We start from the raw sequence: 19354 nt of genomic DNA, 5'->3' as shown, positions 1-19354 counted from the left end.
CGGTGTCCGGACCGCTCCCGCGTACCCCGTGTCTCATGCGCTCTCGCTGTGCCCGGTGACGAAGGGACTGCCCTCGGCGCAGCTGCCGTACACCTGACGCAGCAGCGCGCCGAGCACCGAGTCGGGCAGGGCCCCGATGTCCTCGGGCGACAGGGCGACGAGGTCGAGAACGACCGACTCGACCTCGGGGCCCGGGCCTTCGCCCGCTCCCGCTCCTGTACACGCCCCGGTGGGAGCGGTGCCGTCGGCGACTGCCATGCAGGTCACTCCATGGGGTGTCGGAGGATCTCAGGAAGACTGTCCAGCGTAGCGCCGCCAACTGCCCTTACGGCAGAAGCCGGAGGCGGTGAGCGTTGCTCAACTTCCGTGCAGTCGACCTTCGTTGGCTCATTCATGATGTTGACGCTGAAGTTGACCCGCCCGAATACTGGTCGCACGTCGGACAAGTGCGCCGCCGGCAACGCCCGGTTGGGCACAGGACAGGCACCGGACGGGCACTGGACGGGCGGCAGGACAGGCACCGGACAGGCCAGGCCCCGGGTCCGCGGCGTACGCCTTCGGGGGGAAGCGGATGAGTCGACCGCCACTGGGCCGCGCCGAACCGCCCTGGCCGAGGGCCGCCGACGTGGCGGCGCGCCGGGCGGCGGGCTGGCAGCCGTATCCGCTCGACTCCTTCGTCCTCAAGGTGCACAGCCGCTGCGACCTGGCCTGCGACTACTGCTACATGTACCGCTCGCACGACCGGAGTTGGCGCACCCAGCCGCGCACGATGACACCGGCGACCCTCGCCCGCACCGCCGAGCGGATCGCTGAGCACCTGTCCGCGCACGGGGTGACCGAGGCGGGCGTGGTCCTGCACGGCGGCGAGCCGCTGCTGATCGGCGACGAGGCGCTCGCGCGGACGGTCCGCACCCTGCGCGGGGCGGTCGGCGACGGGGTACGCCTGCACCTGACCCTGCAGACCAACGGTCTTCGCCTCACCGAGCAACGCCTCGACCTGCTGGGCGAGTTGGGGGTGACGGTCGGGGTGAGCACCGACGGCGGCCGGGCCGCCCACGACCGGCACCGGCGGGGCGCGGACGGCCGCGGCAGCCACGCCCGGGTCGAGGCCTCCCTGCGCCGCCTGGCTAGCGAGCGCCACCGCCGTCTGTTCGGCGCGCTGCTCTGCACGATCGACCTGCGCAACGACCCGGTACGCACCTACGAGGCCCTGCTGGCTTACAGTCCGCCGGCCGTCGACTTCCTTCTCCCGCTGGGCAACTGGCAGACCCCACCGCCCGGTCTCGACCCGCGCGGCAGGCGTACCCCTTACGCGGACTGGCTGTGGGCGGTCTTCGAGCGCTGGTACGGCGCCCGGACCAAGGAGACCTCGGTCCGGTTCCTCGACAACCTGCTCGCCCTGCTGCTCGGCGCCACCCCGCGCACCGAGGCACTCGGTCTGTCCCCGGTGCGGTACGCCGTGGTCGACACGGACGGCTCCCTCACCCAGGACGACACGCTGCGCACCGCGTACGACGGCGCCGCCCGCACCGGCCTCGACGTCCGCCACCACTCCTTCGACACCCTGCTGCTCCACCCCGGCATCGCGGCCCGCCAGTGGGGCACCGCCGCCCTGTCCGCCCCCTGCCGCGCCTGCCCCCTGCACCGGGTCTGCGGAGGCGGCCACTACGCGACCCGCTACGACCACGCCACCGGCTTCGCCAATCCGAGCGTGTACTGCGCCGACCTGACCGAACTGATCAACCGCGTCCGCGACCGCGTGAACGCGGACCTGCGGACAGGGGAACAGGCGCGGACGCGGACGCGGGTGGAGTCGGACACGGGAGCGAAGGAAGAGCGGCCCCTGCCCAACACCACAACCAGCCCCTCACCCGGCGCCCCCTCCGGTCCGCCGCCGGGCGGCATGACCGGCCCGACATCCATCCACGTAACCGGCCCGACCCCCGGCGGCGTGAGCGGCTCGCCGCCCGACGACGCGTCCGGCCCGAAGTCCATCCACGTGACCGCCCCGACCCCCGACGCCTTGACCAGCCCGACGCCCGACGGCGCGTCCGGCCCGAAGCCCATCCACGTGACCGGCTCGACGCCCGGCGGCGTGACCAGCCCGCCGCCCGACCGTGTCACCGGCTCGACCCCCGACCACGCCTCAGACCCGACACCCGACCGCATAACCAGCCCGACGGCCGACGACGCGTCCGGCTCGACCCCCGACCACGTGACCGCCCCGACCCCCGACCACGCGTCCGGCTCGACCCCCGACCACGTGAACGGCTCAACGCCCGGTGGCCTGACCAGCCCGCCGCCCGACCGTGTAACCGGCCCGGCCCCCGACCGCATGTCGATGTCCGCGCGGCCCGCATGAGCCCGACGCCGTACCGGATGCCGGGGGCGCTGTTCGACGCTGTCGCCTCGGGTGGCGGTGGGGCGGCGGCTCTGCGGCTGTTGGGGCGTGCCGAGCACAGCAGGCGGCTGGCCTGTGCCTACGCCGTGACCGTGGCGGCTCGGGAGGCCGGGGGCGCTGTCTCCGAGGCGGCCGAACACGCCTGGGGTCTGTTCACCGACGCCACGCGCATCTCCCCCGAGGCGGCGACGGCCGTACTGACCCACCCGTCGGCGGGCCCCGCCCTGTTCGGGCTGCTGGCCCAGCTGCGTCACCCGGACGGCCAACTCCCGCCGCCCGTGCACTGGTTCACGGCCCTGGCCGTGTCGGCGGCGGCCCGTGCGGGGCTGCCGACCCGAGCCGGGCTGCCGCTCACCGGCCCCTGGGCCGCCCTGCCGTCGCTGGGCCGCGCCCGCTTCCCCGGTGCCCGCCCCGGCGACCGCTCCGAGGTGCATATCGACGGGGCGGGTCGCTGCCGCGTCACGGCGACGGCGACAGGCGACACGGTCGCGGTGCCCGGACTCCCTTACACCGACGGCCCGTTGGGCGGCCCGCCGCACGGACCCGCCCGCGCCGACGGCTTCCGCGGCACCACCGGCCGCTGGTCCGGCGCGCATCTGCTCCTCACTCTCGACGGCGGCGCCCCGCTGCTGCTGGACACCCTCGACCCACCCTGCTTCCCCCACTCGGCGCGCCACCCGGACGGTCTCTCCGCCACAGAGGCACGCCGCTGGGCCGCTCCGGCCCGGGGCGCCGGCCGGCTCCTGCGTGCCGACCATCCCGAGACGTACGCCGAACTGGCCGCCGGACCAAACCTGTTGGTACCGCTGACCCGCCCCGGCCACGGCAACAGAAGCGGCAGCAGCGCGGAGACGTTCGGCTGCATGGCGCTGTCCCCGCCGACCTCGGCGACGAGCCTCGCGGTGACGCTCACGCACGAGACACAGCACAACAAACTGGCGGCGCTGCTCCACCTCTTCGACCTGTTCGAACCGGGCGGCCCCGAACGCTTCTACGCCCCCTGGCGCCCCGACCCGCGCCCCCTCCCCGGCCTGTTCCACGGTGCGTACGCGCATCTGGGCGTCGCCCGCTTCTGGGAGCGCCGCCGGGAGACGGAACCCGACCCGGCGCTGCGCGCCACCGCGCACGCCCAGTTCGCCCGCTGGCGCCTGGCCGCCCACGAGGCGACCACCGTCACCTTGTCCTCCGGCCGCCTCACTCCCCTCGGCCACCGCTTCGCCGCGCACATGCTGACCACCCTGGACACCCTGTGCCGCCTGCCGGTGCCGACGCCGGCCCTGCGCCACGCCGAATCGGCGGCCCGTGCCCACCGCACCGACTGGCAGGACCGGAACGGAGACGCGGCCCGCAGGCTGTCGGCGTGACGGCGCCGCACCCACGCCTGTACCGGACTTCATCGCGTTCGACCTGTCGACACCCGTTCCGCCCGGCGGACGTGTTACGTGCCGGAAACCTTGACGATCTCCGTGCCGGGTGCCACGATTCCGGCGCCACGATGTTTACGTAAACATCGCCCCCCTCGGTCCTTCGACCGGCATGCGAAAGGGCAAGTTGATGGGCAACATCCTCGGCGGCACCCGCCTCTCCCCCCGCCTGCGTGCGGCCCTCCTGGCGCTCGCGATCGCCGCGACCAGCGGTACGGCCGTCGCCGCGAGCCCCGCCTCCGCCTCCACCCCTGCCTCCGCCTCCGCCCTCGCCGCCGGCGCGCCGGGCAAGGACACGACCCGGTTCAAGGGCGTCAACTGGGCCGACCCGCGCGACAACTTCGCCGACGACCTGCTCCAGCTGTCCGGCCTGTCGACCTCCGACAACTACGCCCGGACCTACTCCAAGGCGAGCCGGATCATCGCGGCGTTCCGCGTGAACCTCGGCGCCAACACCGTGCGGCTGCCGATCAACCCGTACACGGTCAACGGCTCCTACTGGAAGTCGTACCGCGCGGTCATCGACGCGGCGTCCGACCAGGGCTTCCAGGTGATCGTCTCCTACTGGGAGGGCACCGGCGCCCAGAAGGACGGCTTCATCGACGACACGGCCACCTACTGGCCCATGTGGGACAGGGTCGTCAAGACCTACAAGAACGACAGGCACGTCTACTTCGAGCCGATGAACGAGCCGCACGGCTACACCGACACCGAGTGGGCCGACATCGCGGCGAAGTGGCTCGCGAGGTACAGGTCGGTTCCCCGCAACCAGGTGTTCGTCAGCGGCGCCGGCTACAACGACCACGTGACGTCCGTCTGCGCCGACCCGCGCCTGAAGGGCACGTACCTGTCGCTGCACCACTACGGCTTCTGGAAGGACTACGCGACCTACGACCAGTGGGTGGCCGACCTGAAGGTACGTATCGGCGACTGCGCCGGCCGGACCGTCGCGGACGAGTTCGGGGCCTTCATGACGACGGGCCTCGACTACAACAAGAAGACCCCCGACAACAACTTCATCAACTTCATGCAGGCCGTCACCGACACCTTCCGCGAGCTGAAGATGGGCTCCGTCTACTGGCCCGGCCTGCGCACCGACGACATGTACTCGATCCAGACCCTGACGGGCACCACCGACCGCCCCTGGCTGGCCACCACCAACCAGTCCGGTGCCGACCGCCTCGCCTGGGGCTGGGGCCGCGGCAAGCCGGTCAAGGGCTGACCCACTGCCGACCGCGTAGGTTCGGGAGCATGACGAACCTACGGATCGGTGTGATGTACGACCGCGACTGGGCCCCGGAAGAGCTGCCCGGGTTCGCGCGGCAGGCCGAGGCCCTCGGCGTGGACGACCTGTGGGTGGTCGAGGACCTCGGCTGGAACGGCGGTGTGTCCGCCGCCGCCGTGGCACTGGGCGCGACGGAGCGGCTGCGGGTGGGCATCGGGATCACCCCGGCTCCGTTGCGCAGCCCGGCGCTGCTCGCGATGGAACTGGCCACGCTGGCCCGGGTGTTCCCGGGCCGGCTCGTCGCCGGGATCGGGCACGGCGTGCGGGAGTGGATGGAGTCGGTCGGCGTCGCGCCCCGTTCACCGCTGGCCCTGCTGGAGGAGACGATCACCTCCGTACGCGCCCTGCTGCGCGGGGAGCGGGTCGAGCTGGAGGGGCGCGAAGTGCGCCTGGACGGCGTCCAGTTGGTACACCCGCCCACCCAACCGCCGCCCGTGGTCGCGGGGGTGGTGCGAGCCCGCTCGCTGGAGCTGTCCGGCCGGGTCGCGGACGGCACCCTGATCGCCGAGGGCCACGGCCCGCGCGACCTGGAGAACACCCGGGCGCTGACCACGAAGGGCGGCGCCGGTCCCGAACACACCCTGACGGTGCTGGCCTTCTGCTGCGTGGGCGACGACCCCGTTGAGGTGGCGCGGGCCCTGCACCCGCTCACCGAGGGCCAGGGCGGCTGGCTGGGCCGCCCGCAGGAGGACGTCTTCACCGTGTCCGGCAGCGCCCAGGAGGCCGCCGAGGACATCGGCGCACTGTCGGCGGCCGGCGCGGACACCGTCGCCCTGCGTTTCGCCGGCGCCGAACCGCTGCGCCAGCTCGAGGCCGTACTGGAAGCTGTCCGGCGGATCAGGTCGCAGACAGGCACCGGCGACTGATCGACGCGGGTCCAGCGGAGCACGGCGCGTCCCAGCCGCAAGGCGGAGGAGGCGGCGTCGACGCGAAGCGTGGGCAACCGACCACAACGCCGCTGGGGGTCCCGCTCCGGGCGAGGGCGTGCCCGTCCCCCGCCCCCGCGGCGTGATCCGCCGGACCGGCCCTCAGCGCCCCGGGACGGTCAAGGGCCGGTCAGTGGGCGGCGAACTGGACGCGGGTCGGCTGGACGACGTCCGGCCGTACCGCGATCCCGTCGAGGGTCAGCTGCTCCCCGTAGATGTCGCTGATCCTGATCGAGCCGCCGCACCCGCTGCCCTGCTCGGAGAGGAAGTAGTTGTACCCGGTGCGCGCCAGCCGGACCCAGCCGCTGCCGGTACGGACTTCGAGGCGCGCCAGCGGATTGCGGTGACCGATCACCTGGATGCCGCACCAGTACTGGCTGGACCCGGTCTTGTAGCGGATCGAGAGCGGCTCGGCCGTGGCCGGGCTCAGCAGGCTCCACGTGATCGGGATCCGGCCGGCCACGGGGTCGGCGATCTTGGCGAAGGCCGGGGCGCTGAGGTCGAGTTGGCCGGGCGCGCAGTCCCCCGGGCACTCGTTGGTGATCCGGACGGTGACGGAGGCCCCGCTCGCCGCGCGGACGAGGATGTACGCCCCGCACGCCATGGACGTCTCGTAGTCGGCGGTGTTCATCGCGGCGGTCATGACGTCGGAGCTCGGGCCGTACGAGCAGGCGTGGCCCTCGCCGTTCCCGGCGCCGTAGAACGTGGCGACCCCCTGGTAGGTGGTGCCGGGCCGGATCCGGCCGGCCAGCGGCGCGTCACCCGAGGCCGGCCGGGCGGCGGCGACACCGCCGCCTCCTCCGCTCGCGGCCGAGGGCGTGGGCGTCGGCCTGGGTCTGGCCTTCGCGGCCGCCGGGACGCCCGGGGTGGCCGTCGGGGTCGGGGACCGGGTGACCGGGGGCTTCTTCGGGGCGGACGTCGTCGGCTCCGGCGTCGCGGGCGGGAGGATCACCCGGGCGCCGGCTGCGGACACGGCCGCCCCGTACCCGTCGTCGGCCTGGTGGTCGGGCCGTAGAGCCATGACCAGGGATATGACGAGCGCGACGGCCGCCACGGTGGCGCCGACGAGAACGCCGCGCCGCCGAAGAGGGGAGGGGCGCGGGGAACGGCGCGGGGAGTGGGACGCCACGGCAGAGGTCCTTACCTGGTCCGGGAGTGCGTGTGCGCGATACGGGGCTCCAGTCGAGGCAGCTTCCGGCCCATAGTCTCCACGGCGGCCGAAAAGGTTGCCGCGCTTTCCCGGATCCCGTGACCACCCTCACCTCGGCCGGCTCCGACGTGACCGGGCCGCAGTCCGTTTCGGCGGCTGAAGCCGCGATGAGAGCCACCTGTCAACAGGCCCAGGGATTCTCCTCAATATGCGGTGTACGCCATCCAAATGGGACGGGGCCCGAGCCGCACGCATTGAGTTGTCAACAATGTTGCTGGTACTCCTCTCTCATCGCGCGCGTGTCCTGGACGGTGCCGCTCCCCGGAGTCGGCACCGTCCCCACCCTTGTCTTCAGGGAGCTGTTCGTGAGCAAAGAGAGAACAAGTCGGGCGCGTCACCGCCGGACCTGGCGGGGTATAGCCGGTGTGGCCGCCGGTGTCGTCCTCGTCGGTGGCGGATTCGCGGCAGCCAACGCCGCGACGACCACGGGCGGGGCCAAGAAGGCCGGCGTCCACTTCCCGGTCGACAAGAAGGCCAACGGCGTCGCGGCCGTGGTCAGCGCCGCCAACGCGTTCCTGAACACGCTGGACTCCGACCAGCAGGCGGCGACGGTCCTGGACTTCTCCCAGGCGAACGCGACCTCGTGGTCGAACCTGCCGTGCGGCTCGTCCTGCCGGCCGGGCATCCAGACCGGCTCGCTGAGCGACGAGCAGCTGGCCGCCCTGAAGAACGTGCTGAAGGTGGCCCTGGGGACCGGCAAGGACACCGGCTACGAGCACGTCCTGCAGACCCTCCTGGCCGACGACCAGCTGGCCTCGGCGGAGAGTTCCGGCTCCGGTCCCTCCGCGCCGTCGAGCAGCACGTCGACCGACGCCTCGGCGGACCCCTCCGCCTCCACCTCGGCCGACCCGTCGGCCACCGCCTCGACGGACCCGAGCGCCACGGCCGGCGACGCCCCGACGGGCACCCCGCCGTCCGGTGCGCCCGGCGGCGGCGCCGGTGGTGGCTACGGCAGTGACATCTACTTCCTGGCGTTCCTGGGCACCCCGTCGGCGGACGGCACCTGGCAGCTGCACTTCGGCGGCCACCACCTCGCCGTGAACATCACCTACAAGGACGGCAAGGTGTCCGGCGCCAGCCCGTTCTTCACCGGCGTCGAGCCCACCAGCTGGACCGCGGACGACGGCACCACGTACGAGCCGCTGGCGAACTTCCGCGACGGTCTGCTCAAGCTGACCAGCAGCCTCAGCACGGAGCAGCTGGCCAAGGCCAAGCTGTCCGAGTCGTTCAGCGACGTGCTGCTCGGCCCGGGCGAGGACGGCCAGTTCCCGGCGACCAAGGAGGGCATCAAGGCCGGCTCGCTGTCGCCGAAGCAGAAGAAGCTGGTCCTGGAGGCGATCCACCCCTGGATCGCCGACGTGGACAACGCCACCGCCGCACAGCTCACGAAGACGTACGCGCGTGAGCTCGACCAGACCTTCGTCTCCTACTCCGGCGGCACCGGTCTGGACACCCAGGGCGACTACGTCCGCATCGACGGTCCCAGCGTGTGGATCGAGTTCGTCTGCCAGAGCGGCGTCGTCTACCGGGACCAGATCCACTACCACACCGTGTACCGGGACCACACCCGCGACTACGGAAGCGAGTTCTCCTTCTCATGATCCGACCGCGAAACTGGCTGACCACAGCACTGCGTCTGGTGGCCGGGATCGCGATCGTGGTGCCGGCGGCGCTCCTCACAGGGGCGTCGCCGGCCGCCGCGCATCCGATGCCGCACTCGGTGGTGGAGCTCGACGTGTACCGGACCTCGGTGAACGCCCGCCTGGAACTGCCGGTCGACGACTTCTCCCGGGCCAGCGGGATCGATCTGAGCAGCGCCACCGAGACCACACTGGCCCAGCGGGCCAAGGCCGTCCGGACCTACCTCGCCGGGCACATCCACCCGGTCACCACCCAGGGCAGGGCCTGGGAGGTCGGCATCGGCGGCCTGAGCCTCAGCAGCACCGAGCAGACCTCCACCGGCCCCTACCGCGAGCTGGTCGCCGAGGCCGTGCTCACCCCGCCGGCCGGCACCGACGTACGCCACTTCACCTTCGCCTACGACGTCATCGTCCACCAGGTCGTCACGCACACGGTACTGGTGACGGTTCGTCAGGACTGGTCCTCCGGGCAGGTCGACGGCGAGGGCACCACCCAGGTCGGCACCATCCGGATCGACACGCGGACCATGACCGTCCAGGCCCTGAAGGTCGACCTCGGTGACGGCAGCGCCTGGCGCGGTTTCCTCGCCATGGTGAAGCTGGGCGGCGACCACATCCTCACCGGCACCGACCACCTGCTGTTCCTGCTGATCCTGCTCCTGCCCGCGCCGCTCGCGGTCAGCGGACGACGCTGGGACGGCCTGGTCGGCGGCCGGACCGCGCTCGGCCGGATCGGCCGCATCACGCTCGCCTTCACCGCCGGGCACTCCGTCGCGCTGGCCGCCACCGCGCTCGGCCGTCTGGACATCCCCGGCCGGCCGGTCGAGGCGTTCATCGCCGCGAGCATCCTCGTCGGCGCGGTCCACGCCGTCCGCCCCCTCTTCCCGGGCAAGGAGGCGCTCGTCGCCGGGGTCTTCGGGCTCGGCCACGGCATGGCGTTCTCCTTCGTCCTGGCCGAGATGCATCTGTCCACCGGTCAGCTCGTGACCAGTCTCCTCGGCTTCAACCTCGGTATCGAGCTGGTCCAGCTCCTGCTGGTCTGTCTCGCCCTGCCCTCCCTGCTGGTCCTGGCGCGTCTGCGTGTCCAGCGCGCGCTGCGACTGGCCGGCGCCCTGCTCACCGGCACGGCGGCCCTCGGCTGGCTGGCCGACCGCCTGGGCCTGCCCAACCCCGTCGCCCGGACCGCCGACAGCGCCGGATCCCACACCACGCTGATGCTGGCCACCCTCACGGTGACCGCGCTCGCCGCCACCGCCTGGACGTCGGTCACCCGCCGACGCGCCGGGCCCGGACCGGCATGTCCCGCGTGTGAAGGGCGACACGCGGCGACAACGTGTGAGCCGGACCGGGACCAGTCGGCGGAAACCGCCGACTCGACCGCGGCACGGAGCCGTTGAAAGACGTGTGCGGATCGTCCTCGGCTCCGTCGGCAGGGCGGCTCCGCCGTAATCCGGCGATCCCGGACGACGTCGGGAACAGGGCGACCGTGGAACTCCGCAGCGGCGTGCCCTTCTTGTCGGACGCCCAGCTCAGGACGGTCCTCGACAAGGCGGGCGTGAGCCCGGAGGCGGCTCGGGCGGCGTTCGACGCGAACGCCGCCGCCCGGATCGACAGTCTGCGCGCCGCACTCGCCGTCCTCGCCTTCACCGCGCTCCTCGCGATGTTCTTCACCCAGCGGATCCCGAGGACCCAGCCCCGTTCGACGGAGCCATGACCGCGCGACGGCGGGGAACGAGCCGTCCCTGCCTCCTCATCGCTCCGCCGGGCCGGGAGCGGTGCACAGCGCCCAGATGACGAAGCCGTTGATCGCGATCAGGACCACGGCCCAGAGCGGCGCGTACGGGATCCAGAGGAAGTTCGCGATCATGGCCAGGCCGGCCAGTCCCACGCCGACGACCCTCGCCCAGGTGGCGCCCTGGAACAGGGCGACACCGGCGAGAGTGATGACCACACCCATGATCAGATGGATCCAGCCCCACCCGGTGATGTCGAACTCGTACACGTAGTTCCGGGTGGTGACGAACACGTCGTCGTTGGCGATGGCGGCGATGCCCGCGAGAAGCGTCATCAGGCCGCCGAAGACCATCAGGACGGCCGCGAAGACCAGCCAGCCGCTGCCGAGCCCGATCCCGGTCCTCGCCGAACTCCGTACCGCCGCACCCGAGCGGCTCCCACTCGCATGACTGGCCATCGCAGGCTCCTTCGTGTCGTACGGCCCCACCCGACCGCGCGTGCGCGTGGGGCCGTTCGCGCTACTTCCCATCTCGTCCCGCAGGGTGCCCCGCGCACCTCGAGATGCCGGCCGGGGCGGGTTGTGGAACGGTGGGAGGGCCCAAAACGGGCCGGGATCGGGGCAGGTCCCCCAAAGCCGGCTCCGTTCAGGAGGTGGTGGCGTCATGGCCGAACAGGTCGGTGGGGGGCAACCGAAGGAGAGGGCGGCCCTGGGCCGGGCCGCACGGGCCGACGCTCCGCGCTCCGCTCACGCCGAGTACCAGCCGTCGGCGAAGCGCCCGGATCCGGTGGACGTCATCGAGGCGCAGTCGGCCGCCCGGCTGCCGGAACTCGTACCCATCCGCTACGGCCGGATGCTGGAGTCCCCCTTCCGCTTCTACCGGGGTGCCGCCGCCATCATGGCCGGTGACCTGGCCGACACTCCCCGCTCGGGATTCACCGCACAGTTGTGCGGTGACGCGCATCTGCTGAACTTCCGGCTGCTCGCCTCGCCCGAGCGGCACCTGATGTTCGACATCAACGACTTCGACGAGACCCTGCCGGGCCCCTGGGAGTGGGACGTCAAGAGGCTGGCCGCGAGCCTGGCCATCGCCGGCCGCGAGAACGGCTACCCGGATGCCGAACGGGCCTCCGTCGTACGGACCGCCGTACGGTCCTACCGCGAGCGGATGCGCCACTTCGCCGGCCTGGGCCACCTCGACGTCTGGTACGCCAAGGCCGACACGGACGTGCTGTGGGAGCTGGCGGACCGGAAGGTGGGGGCGCGGGCCCGCGAGCGTGCCCGGCGGGCCATGGCCAAGGCGCGTGGCCGCGACAGCCTCCAGGCGTTCGAAAAGCTCACGCGGGTGACCGACGGCCGACGCGGGATCTCCCCCGACCCGCCCCTGATCGTGCCGCTCCAGGACCTGCTGCCGGACGTCGAACGCGACGCCCTGGAGGAACAGCTGCACGAGCTGATCGAGCGCTACGGTCACAGCCTGCAGTCCGACCGCCGCCATCTGCTGCGGCAGTACCGGGTCGTCGACATGGCCCGCAAGGTCGTCGGGGTCGGCAGCGTCGGCACCCGCTGCTGGATCATCCTGCTGCTCGGCCGGGACGACGAGGATCCGCTGCTGCTCCAGGCCAAGGAAGCCGACCGGTCCGTGCTGGCCCCGTACGCGGGAGCGAGCGTCTACGACAACCAGGGCCATCGGGTCGTCGCCGGACAGCGCCTCATGCAGGCCGCCGGCGACATCTTCCTCGGCTGGGCACGCGTCACCGGCATCGACGGGCGCCGACGCGACTTCTACGTACGCCAGTTGCGGGACTGGAAGGGCATCGCCGCACCCCAGCTCATGACCCCCAAGGACATGCGCGCCTTCGGTGAACTCTGCGGCGCCACCCTCGCCCGCGCCCACGCCAGATCCGGGGACCGCATCGCCATCGGCGCCTACCTCGGCGGCGGCGACGTCTTCGACCGCGCGGTCGCCGTCTTCGCCGAACGCTACGCGGACCAGAACGAACGCGACCACCAAGCACTCACCGACGCCGTACGCACCGGCCGGGTCCGTGCCCTGAACGCGTAGCGCGTTCAGGGGACCGACGACGACTGTCGTGCCGCGAGGCACGGCACAGGCAGGAGGACGACTATGAGCGACAACCTGTACCTGGCATACGACTATCCGCTCCTGGGCGCGTTCTGGACGATGATGTGGATCTTCCTGTGGATCCTGTGGATCACCCTGCTGTTCCGCGTCATCGGCGATGTCTTCCGCGACGACTCGCTGAGCGGCTGGGCGAAGACGGGGTGGACCTTCTTCCTGATCGTCATGCCGTTCCTCGGGATCTTCGTGTACCTGATCGTCCGGGGCCGTGACATGGGCAAGCGGGAACACCAGGCCGCCAGGGCACGGCAGGAGTCGCTCGACGCGTACTTCCAGGGACGCGCCGGCGGCCCCGCGGACGAACTGACCAAGCTCTCGGAGCTCAAGAGCAGGGGTGTCCTCACCGAGACGGAGTTCCAGCACGCCAAGGAGAAGGTCCTGACGTCCTGACCTCGTCCTGGGCACCCGGCCGGCTTCCCCGACTCACCTCTCGGGCGGTACGGCTGTGACCTCCCGCAGGTCGCGCGTGGTCGTCGCGGTCCTCCCGAGCCAGCGGCCGTACCGCTCGGCGAGGGCCACCGCGGAGACGCCGTGCAGGAGGACGCTCAGGCCTACGGTGATCGCGACCACCCTGCCGAGCAGCTCCACCCCGTGGACGTGCTCCTCCACCACGAGCAGTGCCAGCACGACGGACGCGAGACCGCGCGGCCCGAACCATCCGACGTACGCCACCGTGGGGAGCCGCAGCCCGCTCCCGGCGAGGGACAGGGCCACCGGCAGCATCCTGACGAGGGTGAGGCTGAGCACCGCGTACAGGACGATCCGCCAGGTCAGGTGCTCCAGTGCGGGGCCGAGCAGCACCGCCCCGAAGACCAGCAGGCTGATCGCCGCGAGGAGTCCCCCGAGGTTCTCGGCGAACTCGGCTGTACGGTCCGGGACTTCCGGGACTTCCTGGTCGTTGCCGGTCCGGTGGCGGCGCAGGGCGAACCCGAAGGCGAAGCCGGCCAGCCAGGCGGCGATGAAGCCGCTGCCGTCCGTCACGACGGCGAGTTCGTACGAGGCCGCCGCGAGGGCCAGCGGATAGGCCTGCCGCCACTCCCCCGTGACCCACCCCCTGGCCAGGGACCACTGCAGCAGCCGGCCGCCGAGCCCGCCGACGACGAGACCCAGCGCGGCGCTCAGGACGAGGGCGCGCCAGAAGACACCCGCCACGCCCTCCTCCGCGTAGTGCGTGCCCGGGATGGCCGCCAGGAACAGGACGAAGAAGGGCAGCACCATGCCGTCGTTCAGGCCGCTCTCGACGTTCAGGCCGTGCCGTACCAGCGCCGGGACGCGCGGATGGGAGAGGGCGGTGGTGCCGAGGGCGGCGTCGGTGGGGGCGAGGATGGCGCCGACCAGGGCGAGTTCCCACACCGTCAGGCCGGGCAGCAGGAGCCGGGCGAGCAGCCAGCCCGCGCCGATGCTCAGCGGCAGCCCGATGCCCAGCAGACGACCCGGCAGAAAGCCGCCGGTCACCAGGTCGCGTCTGCGGACCGTCATGGCGTCGGTGAACAGCACGAGCGCCAGGGCGGTTTCGAGGAGCGCGATGATCGGTGCGGCGTCGTGCTCCAGGTCGACGATGTCGAGCGCGGCGGGGCCGAGGAGGATCCCGGAGCCGACGAACACGATCGCCGACGACAGCGGCGTCGAGGACAGCCGTCGCGACCCCAGTGCGTAGGCGGCCGTGACACCCGCCACCGCCACAACGGTCCAGGCGCCGCCGCTCATGTTCTGGCCCTCCGGATCCATCGGCTTCCGCGCTGCCGGGGCGGCCCCGCCTGCCGCGTGATCGCGCCGGTGGCCTCCTTATACAGGCCGCCGGGGGCTGCCCCCTGGCGTCGACCCGGACACGCCGGACTCCGGCCCGTACGGCCCATCCGGACGGGCCGTCCTGCCGTAGAGCGGCGGAAATGGAGGGAGGCACCCGCACAAGACGTCTTGGAGCCCCCATGGCCGCCAGCCCGCACGAGCCGTCCGAGGCCGCCCCCACCCCGGAGGGGAAGGCGGGTGACACGGCGGCGAACGACCGCGGGCACGGCTCGGCCGCCGTGCGGATCACGCGGATCACCGCCTCGGCGGTGCTCATCGTGCTCACCTGCGTCCTGGTGCCGGTCGCCCTGCTCACCGTGTGGGTGCACGACATCGTGCTGGACACCGACCGGTATGTGGCGACGGTCGCGCCGCTGGCCTCGCATCCGGCGATCGAGGACGCGGCGGTCAGGCGCATCACCCGGGCCGCCGATGTGCGGGCGGACGGCACCCGGGCCGCCGCTGACATCGCCGCCTGGCTGCGGTCGCAGGGGCTGCCGTCCCGCGCGGCCGAGGCCGTGAAGGGTCTGGGCCCGCAGCTCGACTCCGCGGTCACCGGCACGGTCGAGAAGGTGGCCACCCGTTTCGTGCGCGGCGACCGCTTCGAACGGATCTGGACCGAAGCCAACCGCGCCGCCCACGCCGGGGTCGTGCACGCGCTCACGGGTGAGGGCCGTGGTGCGGTGGGGGTGGACAGCGGGACGGTCACCCTCGATGTCGGCGAAGCCGTCGATCAGGTCAGGCAGGCGCTCGTCGAGGCCGGCTTGTCACCGGCCGCCGGGATCCCCGAGGTCGAGAAGCAGATGGTGCTCTTCCAGTCCGACGAACTGGAGAAGATCCGCAAGGGCGCCCATCTGCTGGACGTCCTCGGGAACTGGCTGCCCGCGCTGGTCGTGGTGATCGGCGCGGCCGGCGTCCTGCTGGCCCGGCGGCGGCGCCGGGCGCTGGCCCGTACGGCTCTCGGCGCGGCCCTCGCCTGCCTGGTCGTGGCCGTCGTCCTGGTCGTCGTCCGCCGCTACTACCTTGATCACCTCCCGCCCCAGGTGCAGTCCGAGGCCGCCGCGGCAGCCGTCTTCGACACCCTGCTGCGCTTTCTGCGGGCCGGCCTGCGCACGGTGATCGTGCTCGGTGTGGTCATCGCGCTCGGCGCCTACCTGATCGGCCCGGGGAGGCTGCCACTCGCTGTCCGGGGCGCCTCCGAGCGCGCCGCCGACTCCGCGGCGCGATGGGCGTACGCCCGCCAGGCACGTACCGGCCGGGTGGGGATCTGGGCCGAGGCCCACCGGCGGTGGATCGCCCTGGCCGCCCTGCTGATCGTGACCCTGGTCTTCGCGCTCTGGAACCGGCCGACGGCCCCGGCCGTCCTGCTGCTGGTCATCGCCCTGCTGACCGTACTCGCGCTGCTCGCCCTCCTCGCGGCGACCGGCCGCGCCACCATCGATGCCGAGGGTCCACGACCGGGCCCGTCCGGGTCGTGAGCGTTCAGCGTCGCCGGGTGGAGGCCGTGAGTGACACGGTGGGATCGTCGACAAACGGCTTCTCCGCCACCGGGGGTCATGATTTGCGCATGTGAAGGGCGCCGAACGCCCCGACACCGTGACAGGTGAGCATGACCGTCGGATTCTCGGTGCACGTCGCCCAGTCCAGCCGGGGATCCCGCCTGTCGTCCAGTACCGGCGCGAGCTGTTCCCCGCCGCCGGTCACCACGACGGTGACGCCGACGATGATCAGCAGCAGCCCGGAAATCGTCGCGATCGCGATGTTCCGGTCCATGAACCACCAGGCGGCGAGCGCTGCCACGGGGTCTCCGGCAGAAGCAGGACGCTCATCGTCGTCGCCGAGTCCTGCCGAGGACGACGTTCAGCGAGCCGAGCCCCAGGAGCTGCGGGAGGAGAGCAGTCCGAACAGCGACAGCTGGGTGCGCGACTTCTCGACCAGCACCGTGAGTGCCTGACCAGGGCCGGCCTTCAGCACAGGCTCGCCCCGCTCCGCCCACTTCGCAGCGCTTCGACCCGCCGGAGGGATCCGGCGGGGCGAAGCGACCGGGCCCGGATCGGTCGACGGCGTCGCACCATCGGTCCCGGGCCCTTGTGTCCCTAGGAGAGAACCCCGGCCCCCGTGGTCCCCGCCAGCTCCGTCGCCAGGTTCTTCGCCGTCGTCTGGAGACCTGCCGTCAGGGCCGGCTTCCAGTTGACCGTCGTCTTCAGCTTCTTGGAGTTCGCGGCGTTGTACGCGGCCACGAGATCCGTCACCGTGCCGTTGACGAGGTTGCCGGTGGCCGCGACCGAGCCGGTGCCGTCGCCGCTCAGCAGCTTCGCGGTCTTGCCGCCGGAGGGAACCTTCCAGGCATTGTACTCGGCGACGACCTGCGCCTTGGCCCGGGAGTTGACCGTGTAGAGGGGCGCGTAGCCGCCCAGGGTCGTCGTGTCGAAGTAGTTGTTGTAGACGTGGATCTGGCCGATCCGGGCCAGCGGGGCACGCTGGACGATGCCCTTCCACACGTTGTGGTGGATGGAGACCCGCAGCTTGCCGACACTGTCGGTGTCGCTGCTGCCGATCAGCATGGTCTTGTCGTGGTTGGTGAACTGGTTGCGCTCGACGGTCACCAGGTCGGAGCCCTTGGTGATGTCGAGGTCGCCGTCGTGGATCTGGTACTCCCGGCCGTAGTACTTCGGGTTGACGCTGTCGAGGTGCGGCGCGTCGGTGAAGGTGTTGTGGTCGGCCCAGACATGGGTCGCCCCGCGCAGGGTGACGGAGTCGTACGCGGAGTTCCAGTTGCCGGTGGAACCGTCCGTCGGGTCCCACTGCGGGAAGCAGTCCTCGGTGGCGCTGAAGCTCAGGTTCCGGATGATGACGTTGTCGACGTCCTTCACCTGGAGACTGCCGCCGGTGATCCCGGCCTTGGTGCCCGGCACTCCCACGATCGTGGTGTTGGCCGGCACCTTGAAGACGATGTTCTTCGCCTGCGCGGCCTGGGCCGCGGCCCGCGCCTTCTCCTGCGTACCCGAGGGCAGCTTCGAACGGCCGTACGTGGCCGGGTCGTACGCCTTCAGATAGGCGGCGAGCGAGTATCCCGTACCGGCCGCGTAGTTGGCACAGGTCAGCTTCTTGCCCGCGTCGTTCGTGTTGGCGTCGATGGTGCCCTTGATCTTGATGATCTTCGCCGTCGAGTTGGTCGCGCTGCCCAGCGCCTTCACCAGCTGCGCGCGGGTGCTGACGGTGAAGACGTGCGCGGAGTCTGCCCGCGCGCCCCCGGTCGTGCCGGTGCCGGAGGCGGCCCAGCCGTCCTTGGCGGGCAGCACCTGGTGAGCCAGGTCGACGGCACCCGCGTTCGCGTTCATGGCGAACACGGCGGCACCGAGACCCGCTGCGGCCACGGCCGCGGTGGAGACCAGAACGGTGCGACGCGTGCGGAGGGAGCGGCGATGCGAAGGGGAAGCCACGGATGAGTCCTTACGTGGTGGTGGAACGCGTGCGGTGTGTGAAGCTCCCGCGTGGGGGCTTTCGACTCGTCAGTTGCCGCGGAACGCCGGAAAGGTTGCCCCCCGACGCGGGGGATTTTTGAGGCCGGTCGCGGGCCGGATCCTTGAGACCACCTCGCGGTGGAACATCCGGCAGCGTCCTGGGAGTGGGCCTAGGCTGTTGTCAGGGCCCGAGAAGCAGGGAAAACAGGGGAAACAAGGGATCATGGCGATTGGGGACAAGCCCATGTCCGGACGGCCCCGGCCGTCGATGGCGGACGTCGCCCGACACGCCGGTGTCGCGCCGCAGACGGTTTCGCGCGTGTCCAACGGCCACACGAACGTCGACCCGGCGACCAGGCAGCGGGTCGTAGAGTCGATGCAGGCGCTGGGCTACCGGCCGAACGGAGCCGCACGCGCGCTCAAGAGCGGGCGGTTCAACACGATCGGTGTCATCACCTTCACGCTCAGGACGTTCGGAAACACGCGCACCCTCGACGCCATCGCGGGGGAGGCCGCCCGCGCCAAGTACGCCGTCACCCTCATCCCCGTGCCGGACCCGACCATGGGCGGGGTCTCCGGTGCCTACGACCGGCTCAGCGAGGCGGCCGTCGACGGAGTGATCCTCATCTTCGAGGCGCATCTCCTCGACGACGCGGAGTTCAGCCTCCCGCCAGGGGTTCCGATGGTGGTCGTCGACTCCGACACCGGCCCCGGCTACACCGTGGTGGACACCGATCAGGCACAGGGCGCCCGGCAGGCGACGGAACACCTGCTGGAACTCGGCCACCAGCAGGTATGGCACATCGCCGGACCCCCGACCTCGTACTCCGCGGCCCATCGCGTCGAGTCCTGGCGGCGCACCCTGCAGCAGGCCGGCATCACCGCGCCCCCGGTGCTGTACGGCGACTGGACCACCCGGTCCGGATACCGGCACGGGCTGACTCTGGGGCGACGGCCGGAGGTCACGGCGATCTTCGCCGCGAACGACCATATGGCCCTCGGTGTCATGCGTGCCCTGCACGAGCTCGGCCGCCGGATTCCCGACGACGTCAGCGTGGTGGGGTTCGACGACATGGAGGAGACCCATGCCTTCTGGCCGCCGCTGACCACCGTGCGGCAGGACTTCGCCGCGGTCGGCCGGCTCAGCCTGCAGAAGCTGCTGGGCAAGATCGGCCGCACCGGGCCCGACACGGTCGACAGGACCCTGGTCCCGACCCGGCTGGTGGTCCGCGCGAGCACCGGAGCGCCGCCGTCCTCACCCGGGGGCGAAGAGCGGCGGCGCTGACCGGCGTCAGTGGTCGAGTTCGGTCGTCGAGCCGGTGGTCGAGTCAGCGGTCGAGG

17 protein-coding genes are annotated in these 19354 nt (G+C 71.8%); 11 read left to right on the top strand and 6 right to left on the bottom strand.

The features are described from left to right. Nucleotides 1–33: 33 nt before the first annotated feature. Nucleotides 34–258, bottom strand: coding sequence for an FxSxx-COOH cyclophane-containing RiPP peptide (gene fxsA / locus ACW4TU_RS31905; protein WP_457418782.1), 225 nt, complete (start codon nt 256–258; stop codon nt 34–36). 313 nt (nt 259–571) lie between these two features. On the opposite strand from fxsA, the gene ACW4TU_RS31900 reads away from it, so the two are divergent. The 4 genes from ACW4TU_RS31900 (at nt 572) to ACW4TU_RS31885 (ending at nt 5976) form a co-directional block, all read left to right on the top strand. Beyond that, complete coding sequence (locus ACW4TU_RS31900; RefSeq protein ID WP_457418780.1) at nt 572–2362, top strand: FxsB family cyclophane-forming radical SAM/SPASM peptide maturase; 1791 nt, start codon at nt 572–574, stop codon at nt 2360–2362. Then, complete coding sequence (locus tag ACW4TU_RS31895; RefSeq protein ID WP_457418778.1) at nt 2359–3765, top strand: HEXXH motif domain-containing protein; 1407 nt, start codon at nt 2359–2361, stop codon at nt 3763–3765. The genes ACW4TU_RS31900 and ACW4TU_RS31895 overlap by 4 nt, the downstream gene beginning before the upstream one ends. A 190-nt stretch (nt 3766–3955) precedes the next feature. After that, nucleotides 3956–5047, top strand: coding sequence for a glycoside hydrolase family 5 protein (locus tag ACW4TU_RS31890; RefSeq protein ID WP_457418776.1), 1092 nt, complete (start codon nt 3956–3958; stop codon nt 5045–5047). Nucleotides 5048–5076: 29 nt separating this feature from the next. Continuing rightward, nucleotides 5077–5976 carry an LLM class flavin-dependent oxidoreductase gene (locus ACW4TU_RS31885; RefSeq protein ID WP_457418774.1) on the top strand — a complete coding sequence of 300 codons (900 nt, stop codon included), beginning with the start codon at nt 5077–5079 and terminating at the stop codon, nt 5974–5976. Nucleotides 5977–6166: 190 nt separating this feature from the next. Here the strand turns inward: ACW4TU_RS31885 and ACW4TU_RS31880 are convergent, their stop codons facing one another. Next, nucleotides 6167–7165, bottom strand: a complete 999-nt coding sequence (locus ACW4TU_RS31880; protein WP_457418772.1) for an expansin EXLX1 family cellulose-binding protein — start codon at nt 7163–7165, stop codon at nt 6167–6169. A gap of 386 nt (nt 7166–7551) precedes the next feature. Between ACW4TU_RS31880 and ACW4TU_RS31875 the strand changes: the two genes are divergently transcribed. The 3 genes from ACW4TU_RS31875 to ACW4TU_RS31865 all read left to right on the top strand — a co-directional run bounded on the left by ACW4TU_RS31875 (nt 7552) and on the right by ACW4TU_RS31865 (nt 10600). Next, a complete protein-coding gene (locus ACW4TU_RS31875) occupies nt 7552–8847 on the top strand; it encodes a DUF3500 domain-containing protein (protein ID WP_457418770.1) in 1296 nt (431 codons plus the stop codon). Next, a complete protein-coding gene (locus ACW4TU_RS31870) occupies nt 8844–10283 on the top strand; it encodes a HupE/UreJ family protein (RefSeq protein ID WP_457418768.1) in 1440 nt (479 codons plus the stop codon). Before ACW4TU_RS31875 ends, ACW4TU_RS31870 begins: the two co-directional genes overlap by 4 nt. A gap of 89 nt (nt 10284–10372) precedes the next feature. Continuing rightward, the gene (locus ACW4TU_RS31865; protein WP_457418766.1) at nt 10373–10600 is read left to right on the top strand and encodes a hypothetical protein; all 228 of its coding nucleotides are present in this window, start codon (nt 10373–10375) and stop codon (nt 10598–10600) included. 36 nt (nt 10601–10636) lie between these two features. Here ACW4TU_RS31865 and ACW4TU_RS31860 read toward each other — a convergent pair whose 3' ends face one another. Further along, nucleotides 10637–11077, bottom strand: a complete 441-nt coding sequence (locus ACW4TU_RS31860; protein WP_457418764.1) for a DUF7144 family membrane protein — start codon at nt 11075–11077, stop codon at nt 10637–10639. 205 nt (nt 11078–11282) lie between these two features. Between ACW4TU_RS31860 and ACW4TU_RS31855 the strand changes: the two genes are divergently transcribed. Further along, the gene (locus ACW4TU_RS31855; RefSeq protein ID WP_457418762.1) at nt 11283–12683 is read left to right on the top strand and encodes a DUF2252 domain-containing protein; all 1401 of its coding nucleotides are present in this window, start codon (nt 11283–11285) and stop codon (nt 12681–12683) included. A gap of 63 nt (nt 12684–12746) precedes the next feature. Further along, nucleotides 12747–13151, top strand: coding sequence for an SHOCT domain-containing protein (locus ACW4TU_RS31850; RefSeq protein WP_457418760.1), 405 nt, complete (start codon nt 12747–12749; stop codon nt 13149–13151). 33 nt (nt 13152–13184) lie between these two features. On the opposite strand, the gene ACW4TU_RS31845 is transcribed toward ACW4TU_RS31850, so the two are convergent. Further along, on the bottom strand, nt 13185–14489 hold the full coding sequence (locus ACW4TU_RS31845) for a cation:proton antiporter domain-containing protein (RefSeq protein ID WP_457418758.1): 1305 nt from the start codon (nt 14487–14489) through the stop codon (nt 13185–13187). Nucleotides 14490–14689: 200 nt separating this feature from the next. Between ACW4TU_RS31845 and ACW4TU_RS31840 the strand changes: the two genes are divergently transcribed. Further along, a complete protein-coding gene (locus ACW4TU_RS31840; protein ID WP_457418756.1) occupies nt 14690–16027 on the top strand; it encodes a hypothetical protein in 1338 nt (445 codons plus the stop codon). A 76-nt stretch (nt 16028–16103) separates the two neighbouring features. Here the strand turns inward: ACW4TU_RS31840 and ACW4TU_RS31835 are convergent, their stop codons facing one another. Continuing rightward, nucleotides 16104–16349, bottom strand: a complete 246-nt coding sequence (locus ACW4TU_RS31835) for a hypothetical protein (protein WP_457418754.1) — start codon at nt 16347–16349, stop codon at nt 16104–16106. Between the two features lie 296 nt (nt 16350–16645). Beyond that, nucleotides 16646–17992, bottom strand: a complete 1347-nt coding sequence (locus ACW4TU_RS31830) for a pectate lyase family protein (RefSeq protein WP_457418752.1) — start codon at nt 17990–17992, stop codon at nt 16646–16648. A 244-nt stretch (nt 17993–18236) separates the two neighbouring features. On the opposite strand from ACW4TU_RS31830, the gene ACW4TU_RS31825 reads away from it, so the two are divergent. Continuing rightward, entirely contained in the window at nt 18237–19298 is a 1062-nt protein-coding gene (locus tag ACW4TU_RS31825) for a LacI family DNA-binding transcriptional regulator (RefSeq protein WP_457418750.1), read from the top strand. Nucleotides 19299–19354 lie beyond the last annotated feature (56 nt).

The sequence above is a fragment of the Streptomyces kryoterrae genome (assembly GCF_054072135.1).
Note: the sequence above shows the minus strand (reverse complement) of the source record. Positions and strands in the feature narration are given on the sequence as shown.